The organism is Micromonospora sp. NPDC049102, from assembly GCF_043197485.1.
Taxonomy (GTDB): domain Bacteria; phylum Actinomycetota; class Actinomycetes; order Mycobacteriales; family Micromonosporaceae; genus Micromonospora.
Genome location: NZ_JBICTE010000012.1, coordinates 26925 through 43276, shown reverse-complemented (window position 1 = coordinate 43276; position 16352 = coordinate 26925). Strand labels below are relative to the sequence as shown.

Here is a 16352-nt window from a genome sequence, read left to right as displayed (position 1 = left end):
TGTTGTGCGGATCTTTCGGCACGGACGCCTGCCGGTCGACGGTCGGATCGGGCCGTTTCGGCGCGGGCCACCCGGCAACCCGGTCGACCCGGGTGGCGGATAGCGGACAGCGCGGTGGCCGACCGGCCCCTCGCGCCGCCCAGCGCGGTTGGGCAGACTTCGCCTGTGACACTTCGGAGCCTGCCCGCCGTCGGGGTCCTCCTGGTCGCCGCTGCCGTTGTCAGCGGCTGCGGCCGTGGTGACGACCCGGCGCCGTCGAGTGCCGCCCCCGGTGCCTCGTCCTCGGCCGTCCAGGCCACCGATCTGCCGAGCGTGCCGAACCCCTCGGTGGTTCCCTCCCGCACCGACTCGGGCGCACCGCCGCCAGCACGGTCCGTCGCCCCGTCCGCCGTGCCGCCGGCACCGCCGCAGGGACCGGTCGAACGCCGGCCGGCCAGTCCACCGCCGGTGGTGCTACCCCAGCGCCCGGCGGGCACTCCCAGCGCCCGGCAGGTCGTCGACGCGTTCAAGGCCGCCGGTCTGCGGGTCACGCACCCGAAGGACCGCTCGGTCGACTGTGGTCCGGACGGTCTCGGGCTGGGCTGCTCCGAGATCGTCGCCACCGACGGCGTCACCGTCTACGTGTTCCCCGACGAGACCAGCGCCGGCGACATCGCCGAGACGTGGGGCGGCCAGTCGTACCGGCGTGGGGCCGTGGTGCTCAACTACCTCGAAGCGAAGACCCCGGCAGCCGACCGCCTTCGCTACGAGAAGACCCTCAACAGCCTGCGCTGACCCGGGCCTCGGACCGCTGCCCGCGCGTCGATGGCCGAGCCACGCCGGCCTCGTCATAGATATGACTGTGAGTCATATCTATGACCAGCAGTCATATCCCTCTACCGAGACATGGCCGCCCGGACGCCCTGCGGGCAGTGGCTGGCGGGGAGTGGCCGATGGCAACCGCGGAACCCTGAGCGCCGCCGCCGCGCTACCGGGTCAGCCGCGCAGGCGCAGGCCGCGTGGGGTGGCCCGGAAGCCGGCGGCGGTCAGCGCGTCACGCAGCGGCGACGAGTGCACCGCCTCGCCGTCGGCGCGCTCGACCGACATCGCGCCCAGCGCTCCGGAGTGGACGGCGTCGGCGAGCGCCTTGCCGGCCGCCGCGAGCGTCTCGGTGTCGTCGGTGAAGGAGAGCAGCGTCCGACCGCCGCGTTCCACGTACAGCACCAGGTCGCCGGCGACCTGCACGACCAGGGCACCCGCCTTGCGGCCGGCCCGGTGGCCGGTCGCGGCAGTGGCACCGTCGCCGGAGTCGACGACGCGGTCGGGCCAGGGCAGCGCCGCACCGTACGGGTTGGCGGGATCGGTGGCCGCGAGGACGGCGGTCGGCCCACCGCGGCCCCGCGTGCCGTCGGCCGGCTCGGCCAGCGCGCGCAGCCGGTCCACCGCGCCGGGCACCGCGAACTGCGCCGCGCCGAGACCCTCGACGAAGTAACCCCGGCGGGCCGCGCCGCGTTCCTCCAGCGCCGACAGCACCGGGTAGACCGCGGAGAAACCACCGACGACCTGCTCGGCCATGACCGCGCCACGGGTGACGACGCCGTGCCGTTCCAGCAGGACGTCGGCGAGGGCGGCGGCCCGCCTGGTCGGGTCGAGATCCCGCTCGGGAAGTCGTGACCAGCGCCCGGCGACGGTCGGTGGGCCACTGCGGGTGGGCAGCGCCACCCGGCCGGGGCGCCGGTAGCGGGTGCGCGGTGCCGACGGACGCGACCGGTGCGCCCCACCCGCCCCGAGCACGGCCCGCAGCGGTGCGAGGGTGTCGTTGGTCAGGTGTCCCGCCCAGACCAGATCCCAGATGACCCCGGTCAGCGCGGCGTCGTCGGTGGCACCGACCCGGTCGGCCAGCGCGCGGAAGAACAGTGCCTGCCCGTCGCCGAGCGCGTCGAGAACCGCGTCGTGCAGCGGCGTACGCGTCAACGCCTCGTCGGGCGGCGGGAGCAGCAGCGGCGCGGCGTCCGCGTACGCCAGGGTGACCCAGCCGTCGCCCCCGGAGATCGCCCCCGATCCGGCCCAGAGCACCTCCCCGCTGGCACACAGCTCGTCGAGCTGGGCGGGGGAGTAGTCGGCGACCCGGCCGGGCAGCACCAGCCGTTCCAGCGCGGACGCCGGCACGGCGGCGCCCTGCAACTGCTCCACGGTGGCCGCGAGCGCCTCCACACCCCGCGCCGACGAGCCGACCTGCTGCCAGCGGGGCAGGAACGTGGCGAGGGCCCGGGGCGGCACCGGCTCGATCTCCCGACGCAGCGCCGCGAGCGAGCGGCGGCGCAGCATCCGCAGCACCTCGGCGTCGCACCACTGCGCGCCGGCCGTGTCGGGTGTGAACTCGCCGGAGACGACACGACCGGTGGCGGCGAGGCGGCGCAGCGCCTGCTCGACCACGAACACGCCGAGCCCGAAGCGGGCCGCGCAGGAGGCGGCGGCGAACGGCCCGTGCGTGCGGGCGTACCGGGCCACCAGGTCACCGAGCGGGTCGGCCACCGGGGCGAGGTACGCCTCGGCCACCCCGACGGGCAGCGCCACGCCGAGCGCGTCACGCAGCCGGGCGGCGTCCTCGACACCCACCCAGCGCTGCTCGCCGGCGATCCGTACCCGCAGCACCCGACGGGAGGCCTCCAACTCGGTCAGCCAGCCCTCCGGCACACCCCGCTCGGTCAACTCGGCGTCGCTCAGGTCGCCCAGCACCCGCAGCAGCTCGACCACGTCCTCCGCGTCGCGCGGGCGGCGCTGGTCGGTCAGCCAGCGCAGTTGCCGGTCGGTCTCGGCGAGCACCGCCGGATCCAGCAACTCGCGCAGGTCGACCCGGCCCAGCAGCTCACCGAGGAGCGTGGAGTCCAGGGCGAGGGCGGCGGCGCGGCGCTCGGCGAGCGGGGCGTCGCCCTCGTAGAGGAACGCGCCGACGTAGCCGAAGAGCAGCGACCGGGCGAACGGCGACGGCGCGCTGGTCTCCACCTCGACCAGGCGGACCTTGCGGGCCGCGAGGTCGCGCATCAGCTCGGCCAACGCCGGCTGGTCGAAGACGTCCTGCAGGCACTCCCGGGCCGCCTCCAGGGTGACCGGGAAGTCGGCGTACTCGCGGGCGACGTCGAGCAGTTGCGCGGCGCGTTGCCGCTGCTGCCAGAGCGGCTGGCGGCGGCGCGGGTCGCGGCGGGGCAGCAGCAGCGACCGGGCGGCGCACTCCCGGAAGCGGGCGGCGAAGAGCGCCGAGGTGCCGACCGACTCCTGCACCAGTTGGGCGATCTCGTCGGGGTCGAAGACGACCACGTCGGCGCCGGGTGGCTCGTCGGCGGTGTCCGGGAGGCGCACCACGATGCCATCGTCCGAGGGCATGACCTGGGCGTCCACCCCGTACCGTTCGGCCAGTCGGCGGCCGACGGCGAGGGCCCAGGGTCCGTTGACGCGCGCGCCGAGGACGCTGTGTACGGCCAGTCGCCAGTCGCCCAGCTCGTCGCGGAAGCGCTCGACCACCACGGTGCGGTCGTCGGGCAGCGAACGGGTGGCCTCCCGCTGGTCGCGAAGGTAGGCCATCAGGTTGGTGGCGGCCCAGTCGTCCAGGCCGCCCTCGCGCAGCGCGGCGAGCGCGGCCTCGTCACTCTGCCGCAGCAGGGCGCGGACCCGGGCACCGATGGCGCGACCCAGCTCCACCGGACGGCCGAGCTGGTCGCCCTTCCAGAACGGCATCCGCGCGGCCTGACCCGGGGCGGGGGAGACCAGTACCCGGTCCGGCGTGATCTCCTCGATGCGCCACGAGGACGAGCCGAGCAGGAAGACGTCGCCGACGCGCGACTCGTAGACCATCTCCTCGTCCAGCTCGCCGACCCGGGCGGCCCGCTCCGCTCCGGCCAGGAAGACCCCGAACAGGCCTCGGTCGGGGATCGTGCCACCGCTGGTCACCGCCAGACGTTGCGCGCCGGGGCGACCGGTGAGCTGGTCGCTGGCCCGATCCCAGACCAGTCGGGGACGCAGCTCGGCGAACGCCGTGGACGGGTAGCGGCCGGAGAGCATGTCCAGGACGGCGTGCAGGGCGGAATCCGGCAGCTCGGCGAAGGGTGCGGCCCGCCGGACCAGGACGGCCAGGTCGCCGACCTGCCACGGCTCCAGGGCCACCATCGCGACGATCTGCTGGGCCAGGACGTCCAGTGGATTACGCGGGTAGTGCAGTTCCTCGATCGCGCCGTCGGTCATCCGCTCGGCGACCACCGCGCAGGACAGCAGGTCGCCGCGGTGCTTGGGGAAGACCACCCCACGGGAGACCGCGCCCACCTGGTGCCCGGCCCGGCCGACGCGTTGCAGGCCGGCGGCGACGCTCGGCGGAGCCTCGATCTGCACCACCAGGTCGACCGCGCCCATGTCGATGCCCAGCTCCAGGCTGGAGGTCGCCACGACCGCCGGGAGCTGGCCGGACTTGAGCGCCTCCTCGATGTGCTTGCGCTCCTCGCGCGAGACGCTGCCGTGGTGCGCGCGGGCGATCACCGGCGCGGCCCCGGCCGCCGCGCCGGACTGCGCCATCACCTCGGCGGGCGGCCGGTTGCGCGTCGGACCGGCCGGGCCGCCCCACCGCTGCGCGCCGGGCACCGGGTCGCCGTCGGCCGCCGGCTCGTCGCCCGCCGACAACCCCTGGGGTACGACGATCGCGCCCCCGCCCGACGCGGAGGCGACCGCGGCTGAGGCCACCTCCTCGGCGGCCAGTTCGTTGAGCCGCGCGCACAGGCGCTCGGCGCTGCGGCGGGAGTTGGTGAAGACGATGGTGGAGCGGTGCTGCCCGATCAGCGAGAAGACCCGCTCCTCGACGGCCGGCCAGATGGAGGCACGGCGTGGCCCGGGCCCGCCGAGGGCGTCCTCGGGTGGCTGCTCCTGCTCGTCGAGGCGGGTCATGTCCTCCACGGGGACCTGCACGCTGACCTCGATGGTCTTCGCCGTCTTCGGCTGCACGACGTCGACCGGCCGGGCGCCACCGAGGAACCGGGCGCAGGCGTCGATCGGCCGGACGGTGGCGGAGAGGCCGATCCGTTGGGCCGGCGTGGGCAGCAACTCGTCGAGGCGTTCCAGGGAGAGTGCGAGGTGGGCCCCGCGCTTGCTGCCGGCCACCGCGTGCACCTCGTCGACGATCACCGTCTGGACGCCGCGCAACGAGTCCCGGGCGGCCGAGGTGAGCAGCAGGAACAGGGACTCGGGCGTGGTGATGAGGATGTCCGGTGGTGTACGGGCGAAGGCCCGTCGCTCGTCGGCCGGCGTGTCACCGGTGCGCATCCCCACGGTGATGTCGGGTGGCGGGACGCCGAGCCGGGTCGCCGCCTGCCGGATGCCGGCCAGCGGGGCGCGCAGGTTGCGTTCGACGTCGACGGCGAGGGCCTTGAGTGGGCTGACGTAGAGCACGCGGCACCGCTGCCGCGCCTCGGCCGGCGCGGGCTCGCGGGCCAGCCGGTCGAGCGACCAGAGGAAGGCCGCGAGCGTCTTGCCGGAACCGGTGGGTGCCACGACCAGGGCGTTACGACCGGCGGAGACCGACCGCCAGGCACCGGTCTGGGCGGCGGTGGGGGCGGCGAAGGCGGCGTCGAACCAGGCGCGGGTGGCCGGACCGAACCCGTCCAGCACCTCGCCCTTGCCCACGTCTGCCCCGCTCACCGGTCCATCGTGCCCCGCCGGTACGACAACCACGAACGACCCACGGCGGATCGTGCCGCGCTGTGTGGAAATTGCCTTCGATGCACCATTAATACGTTAAGTCTCACTTAACTGCTTGCTTGTGAGGAGCAACATAAAGTAACTTCACCCGCAACGCGAACCGGGTGGGAGGAATCGGATGACCGGCGAGCCGCGACACGTCGAGCCCGGCACCGATGTGCTGATCCGCAAGGTCGACAGTCACCTCGCCACGCTCCGCGGCGGTCTGCACGGTCCCGAGCTGGAGCTCGCCGAGCGTCTCGCCGGCTGTCTGCGGGAGCTGGTCGTCTCCACCGCCCAGGCCAGCGCCGCCGACCGGGGTCAGGTCCGCGTCGCCGTGCACTACTTCGTGTTGCGCCGGGAGAGTCGAGGCCGGCTGCTCTCGATGCGGTCACTCGCCGTCGCGGAGCGGGTCGTCGCCAAGGTCGCTCGCCAGCTCGGTCGCGTCGACCTGTTGGCCGACCTCCGCCGCGGTGATCATAACCTCGACGACGCGCTGCCCATCGGCGACGCCCTGCTGCGCTGACCACCGCCTGCGCTGCCGCCTGCGCCCGTCTGTGCACGGCGTGCGTGCCCCATAACGGCTGAATTCCGGCAAAACCGCCCGGTGGGCGGAGATCTGGCGTCTGATCGGCCCTAGGGCCTGTTTCGCAAGAACTGGCCCTGGACGCGCCACCGCTGCGCGGGCGTCGGCCACCTCGATCGGGAGTGCGAGTGCTGGTACTGCTCATCCTCCACCTGGTGGCGGCCCTCGTCGCGCCGCTGTTGGTCCGGTGGTGGGGTCCCCGCGCGTGCTATCCGCTGGCACTCGCGCCGGCCGCCGCGTTCGGGTGGGCGCTGGCCCGTACCCCGGCCGTCGGGCACGGCGGCGCGGTGGTCGAGACGTACCCGTGGAGCGGGCAGTTGGGCCTCGACATCGCGCTGCGCCTCACCACGCTCTCCTGGCTCATGACCCTGCTGGTCGGCGGGGTCGGGGCGCTGGTGCTGGTCTACAGCGCCCGGTACTTCGAGGCCGGCGCGCCCGGGATGGCCCAGTTCGCCGCGGTCCTGGTCGCCTTCGCCGGCGCGATGCTCGTCCTGGTCTTCGCCGACGACCTGCTGCTGCTCTACGTCGGCTGGGAACTGACCACGATCTTCTCGTACCTGCTGATCGGGCACAGCACCGAACGCCGGGCCAGCCGCTGGGCGGCGGCGCAGGCGCTGACCGTCACCACGCTGGGCGGGCTTGCCATGCTGGTCGGGTTCATCCTGCTGGGCGAGCACGCCGGCACCTACCGCTGGTCCGAGATCACCACGCATCCACTGCCCGGCGGCGGCTACCTCGTCACGGCGGTGCTGTTGATCCTGACCGGAGCCCTGTCCAAGTCGGCGGTGCTCCCGTTCAGCTCCTGGCTTCCGGTCGCGATGGCGGCACCCACCCCGGTCAGCGCGTACCTGCACGCCGCCGCCATGGTCAAGGCCGGCGTCTACCTGGTCGGACTGCTCGCGCCGGTGCTCGCCACGGTGGGTCCGTGGCGCCCCCTGGTCCAGGTCGCCGGGGTGGCGAGCATGCTCGTCGCCGGTTGGGCGGCGCTGCGGCAGAACGACCTCAAGCTGCTGCTCGCGTACGGGACGGTCAGCCAGTTGGGCCTGCTCGTCGCGGTGACCGGCGCGGGGACGCCGGACGCCGCGCTGGCCGGTGCGGCGATGCTGCTGGCGCACGCCCTGTTCAAGGCGGCGCTGTTCCTGGTCGTCGGCGTCATCGACCACGGCGCCGGGACCCGCGACCTGCGGGAGCTGTCCGGGCTGCGGCACTGGTCCCGGCCGCTGTTCTGGGTCGCCGTGCTGGCGGCGGCGTCGATGGCGGGCGTACCGCCGCTCGTCGGGTTCGTCGCCAAGGAGGCGGTGTTCGCGGCGTTCACCGACGATCCGGTGCTCCTCGCCGGGCTGGTCGCCGGAACGGTGCTCACCGTCGCGTACAGCGCCCGCTTCCTCTGGGGCGCGTTCGCCGACCGGCTCGGCGTCGAACCGGTCCCACCGGGGCCGATCGCCGCGTCGATGCTGCTGCCACCGGCCGTGCTCGCCGTCGTCGGGCTGCTCGCCGGACCCGCCGCCAGCGTGTTGGACGGCCTGCTGAGTCCGTACGCCGAGCTGCTGGGCGTCCCCGACGCGCACCTGACGCTCTGGCCCGGACCGACCGCGGCGCTCGGTCTGTCCGGGCTGGCGCTGGCCGGTGGCATCCTGCTGTTCACGCTGCGCGGGCCGCTCGCCCCCGCGCTGGCCCGGCTCCGCTCGCCGGTCGGCGGCAACCAGGGGTACGAGTGGGTCGTGGGCCGGTTCGACCGGTTCGCCATCGGGGTCACCGGCACGACGCAGCGGGGTTCCCTGCCGCAGTACCTCGGGATCATCCTCGTCACGCTCGTGCTGCTGCCCGGTGGGGCGATGCTCGCCGCCGGGCCGTGGCGGGCCCGGCTGCCGCTCTGGGACAACCCGCTGCAACCGGTGGTCGTGGCGGTGATCGCGGTGGCCGCGCTGCTCGCCGTCGGCGCTCGTCGGCGGTTGACCGCGATGCTGCTGGTCGGCGTGACCGGCTACGGCACCGCCATGCTGTTCATCATGGGCGGCGCGCCGGATCTCGCGCTCACACAGTTCCTGGTGGAGACCGCGACCATCGCGGTGTTCGTGCTGGTGCTGCGCCGCCTGCCGCAGCGTTTCTCAGCCCGGCCGCTGCGCCGCAGCCGGTGGACCCGTCGGGTGATCGGCGTGGCGATGGGCGTCGTGGCGGGCGGGCTCGCTCTCGTCGCGGCCGGTGCCCGCCGCGCGCCGGACATCTCCACCGTCTTCCCGGCACTCGCGGTGGGCGAGGGGTACGGCCGCAACGTGGTCAACGTGACCCTTGTCGACTTCCGGGCCTGGGACACCATGGGGGAGGTGTCGGTGCTGGTGGTGGCCGCGACCGGGGTGGCCAGCCTGATCTTCGAGCGGTCCCGTACCGGCCCCAGGCCGCGCCGGCCGGAGGCCGCCGAGGCCGCCGCCCCACCCCATCGGCCCGTCTGGTTGCGCGGTGGCCCCACCCTCTACGAGGAGCAGCGTTCGATCGTGCTCGAGGTGGTCACCCGACTGATCTTCCACACGGTGGTGCTGTTCTCACTGTTCCTGCTCTTCTCCGGGCACAACGCGCCGGGCGGCGGGTTCTCTGGCGGCCTGGTGGCCGGGCTCGCGCTGGTGGTCCGTTACCTGGCCGGCGGAAGGTACGAGTTGACCGATGCCGCCCCGGTCGGTGCCGGCCTGATCCTCGGCGCGGGGCTGGCCCTGGCGGTGGGTACGGGCGTGGTGGCGCTGCTGGCCGGTGGATCGGTGCTGGAGAGCGCCAAGTTCGACGTGTCCCTGCCGCTGGTCGGTGACGCCCACCTGGTCACGTCGCTGTTCTTCGACATCGGTGTGTACCTGATCGTGATCGGTCTGCTGCTGGACATCCTGCGCAGTCTCGGCGCCGAGGTGGACCGGCACATCGAGGCCAGCGGAACGGCGAGCGGCGGTCTGGCCGTCGACAAGGGCCGGCCGTGAGCGCGAGGAGTGAGCCGGGTTTGCGAGCCCCGCAGTCGCGAACCTCAGGTGGTGCCGTGAGCGCGAGGAGTGAGCCGGGTTTGCGAGCCCCGCAGTCGCGAACCTCAGGTGGTGCCGTGAGTGCGAGGAGTGAGCCGGGTTTGCGAGCCCCGCAGTCGCGAACAGAGGAAGCGCCATGACGGCGGGTGGCGCCGGGCCCACGGTGGTGTTGGTGCTCGCCGTCGCGGTGCTCGTCGGGTGTGGCGTGATCCTGCTGCTGGAGCGCAGCCTCACCAGGATCCTGCTCGGCGTGATCCTGCTCGGCAACGGGGTCAACCTGCTGATCCTGCTGGGCGGGCGATCGGGTGGCGCTCCGGTCGTGGGCACCGGCCCGGTGGACCGGATGAGTGATCCGTTGGCGCAGGCGATGGTGCTGACCGCCATCGTGATCACGTTCGGGTTCACCGCGTTCCTGCTCGCCGTGGCGTACCGGAGCTGGTATCTCACCGGCGACGACGAGGTGCCCGACGACCTGGAGGACCGCCAGATCATCCGGCGTGCCGAGCAGCACGAGGTGAGCGCCGCCGACCGTGGTGGGGAGGGCCCGGGCAGCGACCCGGAGCAGGTCGACCCGGAGCCGGCCCGCCGCCGACTCCGGCGTGGCAGGGGGGAGGGCCGGTCGTGAGCAGGCTCCTGCCGCTGCCGGTGGTGGTGCCGCTGCTCGGGGCGGCGCTGACCCTGCTGCTGGCCGACCGTCCCCGGGTGCAGCGTACGGTCAGCGTGCTCTGCCTGGCGGTGACGTTCACGGTCGCGGTGGTGCTGCTGGTGCAGGCGTACCGGCACGGGCCGGTGGTGCTCGCGGTCGGCGGGTGGCCGCCACCGGTCGGCATCGTGCTGGTGGCCGACCAGTTGGCCGCGCTGATGCTGGTGGTGTCCTCGGCGGTCACCCTCTGCGTGCTGCTGTACTCGATCGGGCAGGGTCGCAGCGAGACCAGCGAGAGCGCGCCGGTGGTGATCTTCCACCCGACGTACCTGGTGCTCACCGCGGGCGTCACCAACGCGTTCCTGGCGGGTGACCTGTTCAACCTGTTCGTCGGTTTCGAGATCCTGCTGGCGGCCAGCTTCGTGCTGATCACGCTGGGCGGCACCGAGACGCGCATCCGCACCGGCTCGACGTACGTGGTGGTCAGCATCCTCTCCTCGATGATCTTCCTGACCGCGGTGGGACTGGTGTACGCGGCCACCGGCACGCTCAACATGGCGCAGCTCGCCCAGCGCCTCGACGACCTGCCGGACAACGTCCGCGTGACCCTGCAACTGATGCTGCTGCTCGCGTTCGCGATCAAGGCCGCGGTCTTCCCGCTGTCGGCCTGGCTTCCGGACAGCTATCCCACGGCTCCCGCCCCGGTCACCGCCGTGTTCGCGGGGCTGCTCACCAAGGTGGGCGTGTACGCGATCATCCGTACCGAGACGTTGCTGTTCCCGGGCGGCCAGGTCGACGGCCTGCTCATGGTCGTCGCCGGGTTGACCATGGTGGTCGGCATCCTCGGCGCGGTGGCGCAGTCGGACATGAAGCGGCTCTTCTCGTTCACGCTGGTCAGCCACATCGGCTACATGATCTTCGGGGTGGCGCTGAGCACCGCGGCCGGTCTTGCCGGCGCGATCTTCTACGTGGTGCACCACATCACCATCCAGACGACCCTGTTCCTGGTCGCCGGACTCGTCGAGGAGCGCGCCGGCAGCACCGACCTGCGCCGTCTCGGCGGGCTGGCCCGGATGGCGCCCCTGTTGGGCGTCCTCTTCTTCGTCCCGGCGATGAACCTCGCCGGAGTGCCTCCGTTCTCCGGGTTCCTGGGCAAGCTCGGCCTGCTCCAGGCCGGGGTGGCGGCCGGCGGGGCGCTGCCCGCGGCGCTGGTGGCGGCCGGGACGCTCACCAGCCTGCTCACCCTGTACGCGACCTCCCGGGTGTGGAACATCGCGTTCTGGCGGGCGCCCCGGATCGCCACCGACGAACCCGTCGTCCGACTGCCCGCCCTGACGGTCGGCGCGACAATCGCACTGGTCGCCCTGGGGGTCTCGCTGACCGTGCTGGCCGGTCCGCTCTTCGACGTCACCGCCGACGCGGCCGGCGACCTGCTCTCGCGTACCCCGTACGTGCGGGCGGTGCTGCCCGGGGGCGTGCCGTGACGGGCCCGCGTGGCACGCCCCCGACGGGCGCTGGCCCGACACCGGGCGGGCGGCTCGGGCGTCGGCGGGACCAGACGCTGGCGCTGGGCTGGCTGGTGCTCGTCTGGAACCTGCTCTGGGGTGACATCACCCTGGCGAACATCATCGGCGGCCTGCTGGTGGGCGGCGCGGTGCTGCTGTTCTTCCCACTGCCCTCGGTGACCTTCGCCGGACGGCTGCGGCCCGTGGCGCTGCTGGCGTTCGCGGGTCGGTTCGTCGTCGAACTGGTCACCGCGAGCCTGCACGTCGCCCGGATCGCCGTGCAACCCGGCTACCGACCTCGCGGGGCGATCATCGCCGTCCAGTTGCGGGTGCGGACGGACCTGAACCTGGCGCTCACGGCCGAGGCGGTCTCGCTGGTGCCCGGCACGCTGATCCTCGAACTGGACCGGGAGTCGGCGACGCTCTACCTGCACGTGCTGGACACCCACGGGCCGGCGGATCTGGCGCTCGCCCGGGACCGCACCCTCGACGTCGAGCGCCGGATCGTCCGGGCGGTCGGCAGCGCGGCGGAGCTGCGCCGCGTCGAGCCCGGTCCCGTCGAGGAGGGAAGCCCGTCCCAATGATCATCTTCCTGGCCGTCGTCCTCACCGTCCTGTTGTCGGTGACCGCGCTGCTGGCGCTCATCCGGCTCTACCGGGGTCCGTCACTGCTGGACCGGGTGATCGCCGCGGACATGCTGCTCGCCACCATGGTGGGCGCGGTCGGCGCGGAGGCCGCTGTCAATCGGCACGCCAGCACACTGCCCGTGCTGGTGGTGATCTCCCTGCTCGGCTTCGTCGGGTCGGTCTCGCTGGTCCGCTTCGCCGTCCGGGAGCAGTCGTGACGGCAGGCGTGTTCGCGACGATCGCCGACTGGCTCGGTGCCGCCTGCCTGGTCGGCGGCGCGCTGCTCGCCCTGGCCGCCGGCATCGGCGTGCTGCGCTTTCCGGACGCGCTCTCCCGGATGCACGCGGCCACCAAGCCCCAGGTGCTGGGCCTGCTCCTGCTGCTGCTCGGGATCGCGCTGCGGCTCCGGTCCCCGGCCGATCTCGGCATGATCCTGCTGGTGGGCGTCTTCCAGTTGGCCACCGCGCCGGTCGCGGCACAGATGATCGGTCGGGCCGCGTACCGGTCCGGTCGGCTCGACCGCGGCCTGCTCGACGCCGACGAGCTGGCCGAGCGCGGGTCGACGGCGGCGCGGGGTGACGGCCGGTCCCACCCGGAATGAACAGGACGATCGACGCCTTCGGCCCACCCTCAGCGGAGTCCCAGGCGACGCCGATAAAATGGCCGCATGATCGACTCTTCTGCCCAGGAGGGCAGCAGTAGCCAGCCGGGTCGTGCCCGGCATATCCCCGTCCCGACGACCCCGGGAGCCCTGAGCGACCCGTGTTGATCGTCGTCGGTCTTCTCCTGATCATCGTGCTCACCGCCGCCACCGGTTACTTCGTGGCGCAGGAGTTCGGCTATGTCGCCGTGGACCGGGGCAAGCTGCGCCAGCTCGCCGACGACGGCGACCAGGCCGCCGCCCGGGCCCTCACCGTCACCAGCCGGCTCTCCTTCGTGCTCTCCGGCGCGCAACTCGGCATCACCGTCACAGCGCTGCTGGTCGGTTACGTCGCCGAGCCGTACCTCGGCGGCGGCCTCGCCGACCTGTTCGGCGTCGTCGGTCTCGGCGAGTCGGTCAGCCTGCCGCTGTCGGTGGCGCTGGCCCTGGTCATCGCCACCGTCGTCCAGATGGTCCTCGGCGAACTGGCGCCGAAGAACCTCGCCATCGCCCGGGCCGAGCCGCTGGCCCGGGCGCTGAGCCGGTCCACCCTCGCCTACCTGGCCGTGGCCGGGCCGGTGATCCGGCTCTTCGACCGCGCGTCGGTACGCCTGCTGCGTCGGGTCGGCATCGAGCCGATCGAGGAACTGCCCAGCGGGGCCACCCCCGCCGACCTGGAACAGATCATCGCCGAGTCGCGCGAGGAGGGCAGCCTGGACGCCGAGATGTCCACGCTGCTCGACCGGGGGCTCGACTTCCGGGAGTTGACCGCCGGCGAGGCCATGGTGCCCCGGGTCGACGTGCACACCGTCCGGGCGCACGAGCCGGTGAGCCGGGTGGTCGAGCTGCTGGACACCGGTCACTCCCGCTTCCCCGTACGCGGTACGGAGGGCGTCGACGACCTGCTCGGCATCGTCGGGATCGCCGACGTGCTGGGCGTACCGCCCGCGGAACGTGCCACCACTCCGGTGAGCGCGGTCGCGGGGCCGCCGCTGCTCGTACCGGAGACCCTGCCTTTGCCCACGGTGCTGGACCGCCTGCGGTCCGGGCACCGGCAGATGGCCTGCGTGGTCGACGAGTACGGCGGCTTCGCCGGTGTGATCACGCTGGAGGACATCGCCGAGGAACTGGTCGGCCCGATCCGGGACGAGGACGACCCACCGGAGCGGGCACCCGCCCGACAGGACGACGGATCGTGGGTGGTGCCGGCCCGCTGGCGGATCGACGAGGTCGCCGACAGCACCGGCATCGCGCTGCCCGAGGCCCCGGAGTACGACACGCTGTCCGGACTGGTCATGCGGGAGCTGGGTCGGGTGCCGGAGGTCGGCGACCGGCTGGAGATCAGCCTGCTGCCCGAGGGCGCCGAGGTCGACGAGGGCGAGGCGGCGCCCCGGGCGCTGGTCGAGGTGCTCGCCGTGGACCGGCACGTCGCCGACTCGGTACGGCTGCAACTCACCGACCGCGGCGAGCGGCACGAGGTGTCGGCATGAGCCCCGGCATCGCACTGATCAGCTCGGGCGTACTCCTGGCGTTGAACGGGTTCTTCGTGGCCGCCGAGTTCGCCCTGGTGGCCAGCAAGCGGTACCGGCTGGAGCAGGCGGCGGCCAGCGGCGGCCGGGCGGCCAGAGCCGCGCTGGACGGCGTCCGCGAGCTGTCGCTGATGCTGGCGGGGGCGCAGCTGGGCATCACCCTGTGCACCCTGGGGCTCGGCGCGCTGGCCGAGCCGGCGATCGAGCATCTGGTCAGCCCGCTGCTGCACGTGGTGGGGCTGCCCGACGCGGCCAGTCACGTGGTCGCCCTGGTCTTCGCCCTCGGGTTGGTGACCTTCCTGCACCTGGTGGTGGGGGAGATGGCGCCGAAGTCGTGGGCGATCACCGACGCCGAGCGGTCGGCGACGTTGCTCGCGTTGCCGTTCCGGGCCTTCGCCCGGGTGTCCCGCCCGGTGCTGTCGGCGTTGAACGCGCTGGCCAACGCGATCCTGCGGCTGGTCGGCGTCAACCAGCAGGACCAGCTCGCCCAGGTGCACGGCCCGGACGAGCTGCGGATGCTGCTGGAGCAGTCCCGCGAGCACGGGCTGCTCGGCGCGGAGCAGCACCAACTGCTCACCAGCATGCTCGAGTTGCAGGGCACGTCGGTGGCGCAGGTGATGGAGCCGTTCTCCACCATGGTCACCGTGCGGCGCGACGACCCGGCCGAGCGGATCGAGCAGGTCAGCCGGGACAGCGGTCGGTCGCGGCTGGCGGTGCTGGACGCGGGCGGCGACGTCTGCGGCCTGGTGCACGTCCGGGAGGCGGTACGGGTGGTCACCACCGGTCGGGTCGCCACCGCCGAGGAGTTGATGACCCTGGCGTTCACCCTGCCGGCGACGTCCACGGTCACCGAGGCGGTGGCCGCGATGCGCGCGCGGCAGTCGCAGCTCGCGCTGGTCCGCAACGGCGGTGGCCCGGCCCGCCCGATCGGCTTCGTCGCCCTGGAGGACCTGCTGGAGGAGGTCATCGGCGAGTTCGACGACGAGACCGACACGGTGCCCCGCGGTCGGCGACTCCGTTAGGGCGGCTCCTCTTCGGCGAAGTTCCAGGTGATCACGCGCCGGTTCCGCGACAGTTGAGGTGAGCTGGCGGGGGGCGCGGTGCGGTTGACGGGGGTGTCTCGGGAGTCCGGCTGGACCGGGCTGTCCGTGCAGACGACGCTTCCGAACCCGAGCACCCGTCCGGGTCTGCGCCTGCCCGGGCGGGTGACGCTCGCCGCCGGGCCGGACGACGTACTCGTACGCCACGTCCGGCTCGGCCTGGTCACGACGGTCGAGCCGGACGACCCGGCGGCTCCCCGACGTCTCATGCAGTTCTTCCACCTGCCGATCGCCGGGCGGTTCGTCGTCCCCGCGGGCCGTCGACGGGCGGTGGACTTCGCGCTGCCGCTGCCGTGGGAGACGCCGGTGACCACGTTCGGCGGGGTGCCGTTGCTGAGTCTGCGGATGGGCCTGCGGACCGAGGTGTCCGTCGAGCCGGACCTGGACCAGGGGGCCATGGTGCCGGTCTTCGTGCACCCGGTCCCCGCCCAGCAGCACGTGCTGGCGGCGTTGGACACGCTGGGCTTCTCGATCCGCCAGGCCGGGCTGGTCGAGGGTGGCCTGCCGGGGGTGGAGCACACCCTTCCGCTGCACCAGCGGTGGGGCTACTGGGTGGGTCCCCTCTACGCCGGCCCGATCACCGAGCTGGAACTGATCTTCGTGACGAACTCGGCGGGCCTCGAAGTGATCACCTGGATGGACCGACGGCTGGCGCTGGCCGGCATCACCCACCAGAGCATCAGCCGGTTCCGGATCTGGCACGCGGACGCCGGTCAGCGGGACTGGGTCGCCACCGTCGACGGCTGGCTCCGCCACGCCGTCAACCGCCATGCCGCAGCCGCCGCCCACGCCGACTGGTCCGCGCAGATCGGCCATTCCGCCCACGTCAGCCGCCATCCCGACGCGCCGATCGAACCGGGCTACGGCCTGGGCGGCACAGCGGGAAGCGGAGGCGTCGGCAGCGGCTCCGGCGGAGGCGACGGCACCTAACCCCGCCCCACCCCGCCCTGCGCCCCCGCGCCCCGCGCCCGCAGCCCACTCCCGCGCCGATCTTGCACTTACTGTTGTCGCGAAGCGCGCGAAGAGT

At 73.3% G+C, this 16352-nt stretch carries 12 protein-coding genes; 11 read left to right on the top strand and 1 reads right to left on the bottom strand.

What is annotated here, in order from left to right:
• Positions 1-165: 165 nt before the first annotated feature.
• Complete coding sequence (locus ACGFH9_RS14555) at positions 166-774, top strand: hypothetical protein (protein WP_393218771.1); 609 nt, start codon at positions 166-168, stop codon at positions 772-774.
• Positions 775-975: 201 nt separating this feature from the next.
• Here the strand turns inward: ACGFH9_RS14555 and ACGFH9_RS14550 are convergent, their stop codons facing one another.
• A complete protein-coding gene (locus ACGFH9_RS14550; protein WP_393218769.1) occupies positions 976-5658 on the bottom strand; it encodes a DEAD/DEAH box helicase in 4683 nt (1560 codons plus the stop codon).
• A 178-nt stretch (positions 5659-5836) separates the two neighbouring features.
• Here ACGFH9_RS14550 and ACGFH9_RS14545 point away from each other — a divergent pair, with 178 nt between their 5' ends.
• The 10 genes from ACGFH9_RS14545 (at position 5837) to ACGFH9_RS14500 (ending at position 16255) form a co-directional block, all read left to right on the top strand.
• Complete coding sequence (locus ACGFH9_RS14545) at positions 5837-6223, top strand: hypothetical protein (RefSeq protein ID WP_393218766.1); 387 nt, start codon at positions 5837-5839, stop codon at positions 6221-6223.
• A gap of 188 nt (positions 6224-6411) precedes the next feature.
• Positions 6412-9243: a Na+/H+ antiporter subunit A gene (locus ACGFH9_RS14540; protein WP_393218763.1), complete on the top strand. Its 2832-nt coding sequence runs from the start codon at positions 6412-6414 to the stop codon at positions 9241-9243.
• A gap of 175 nt (positions 9244-9418) precedes the next feature.
• Positions 9419-9907, top strand: a complete 489-nt coding sequence (locus ACGFH9_RS14535) for a Na(+)/H(+) antiporter subunit C (protein WP_393218760.1) — start codon at positions 9419-9421, stop codon at positions 9905-9907.
• Positions 9904-11409 (top strand): Na+/H+ antiporter subunit D, encoded by a 1506-nt coding sequence (locus ACGFH9_RS14530; protein ID WP_393218757.1) that lies wholly within the window; start codon positions 9904-9906, stop codon positions 11407-11409. The genes ACGFH9_RS14535 and ACGFH9_RS14530 overlap by 4 nt, the downstream gene beginning before the upstream one ends.
• Positions 11406-12014, top strand: coding sequence for a Na+/H+ antiporter subunit E (locus ACGFH9_RS14525; RefSeq protein ID WP_393218754.1), 609 nt, complete (start codon positions 11406-11408; stop codon positions 12012-12014). The genes ACGFH9_RS14530 and ACGFH9_RS14525 overlap by 4 nt, the downstream gene beginning before the upstream one ends.
• A complete protein-coding gene (locus tag ACGFH9_RS14520; RefSeq protein ID WP_393218753.1) occupies positions 12011-12274 on the top strand; it encodes a monovalent cation/H+ antiporter complex subunit F in 264 nt (87 codons plus the stop codon). Before ACGFH9_RS14525 ends, ACGFH9_RS14520 begins: the two co-directional genes overlap by 4 nt.
• Positions 12271-12657, top strand: coding sequence for a monovalent cation/H(+) antiporter subunit G (gene mnhG, locus ACGFH9_RS14515; RefSeq protein ID WP_393218750.1), 387 nt, complete (start codon positions 12271-12273; stop codon positions 12655-12657). The genes ACGFH9_RS14520 and mnhG overlap by 4 nt, the downstream gene beginning before the upstream one ends.
• Positions 12658-12818: 161 nt before the next feature.
• Entirely contained in the window at positions 12819-14186 is a 1368-nt protein-coding gene (locus ACGFH9_RS14510; RefSeq protein ID WP_393218748.1) for a hemolysin family protein, read from the top strand.
• Positions 14183-15247, top strand: a complete 1065-nt coding sequence (locus ACGFH9_RS14505) for a hemolysin family protein (RefSeq protein WP_393218745.1) — start codon at positions 14183-14185, stop codon at positions 15245-15247. Before ACGFH9_RS14510 ends, ACGFH9_RS14505 begins: the two co-directional genes overlap by 4 nt.
• Before the next feature lie 78 nt (positions 15248-15325).
• A complete protein-coding gene (locus tag ACGFH9_RS14500) occupies positions 15326-16255 on the top strand; it encodes a sporulation protein (RefSeq protein WP_393218743.1) in 930 nt (309 codons plus the stop codon).
• Positions 16256-16352 lie beyond the last annotated feature (97 nt).

Bases quoted from the DNA above. Each gene is read 5' to 3' on its own strand.
- ACGFH9_RS14520 (WP_393218753.1), top strand. From the start codon at position 12,011: ATGATCATCTTCCTGGCCGTCGTCCTCACCGTCCTGTTGTCGGTGACC.
- ACGFH9_RS14505 (WP_393218745.1), top strand. From the start codon at position 14,183: ATGAGCCCCGGCATCGCACTGATCAGCTCGGGCGTACTCCTGGCGTTG.
- ACGFH9_RS14535 (WP_393218760.1), top strand. From the start codon at position 9,419: ATGACGGCGGGTGGCGCCGGGCCCACGGTGGTGTTGGTGCTCGCCGTC.
- ACGFH9_RS14545 (WP_393218766.1), top strand. From the start codon at position 5,837: ATGACCGGCGAGCCGCGACACGTCGAGCCCGGCACCGATGTGCTGATC.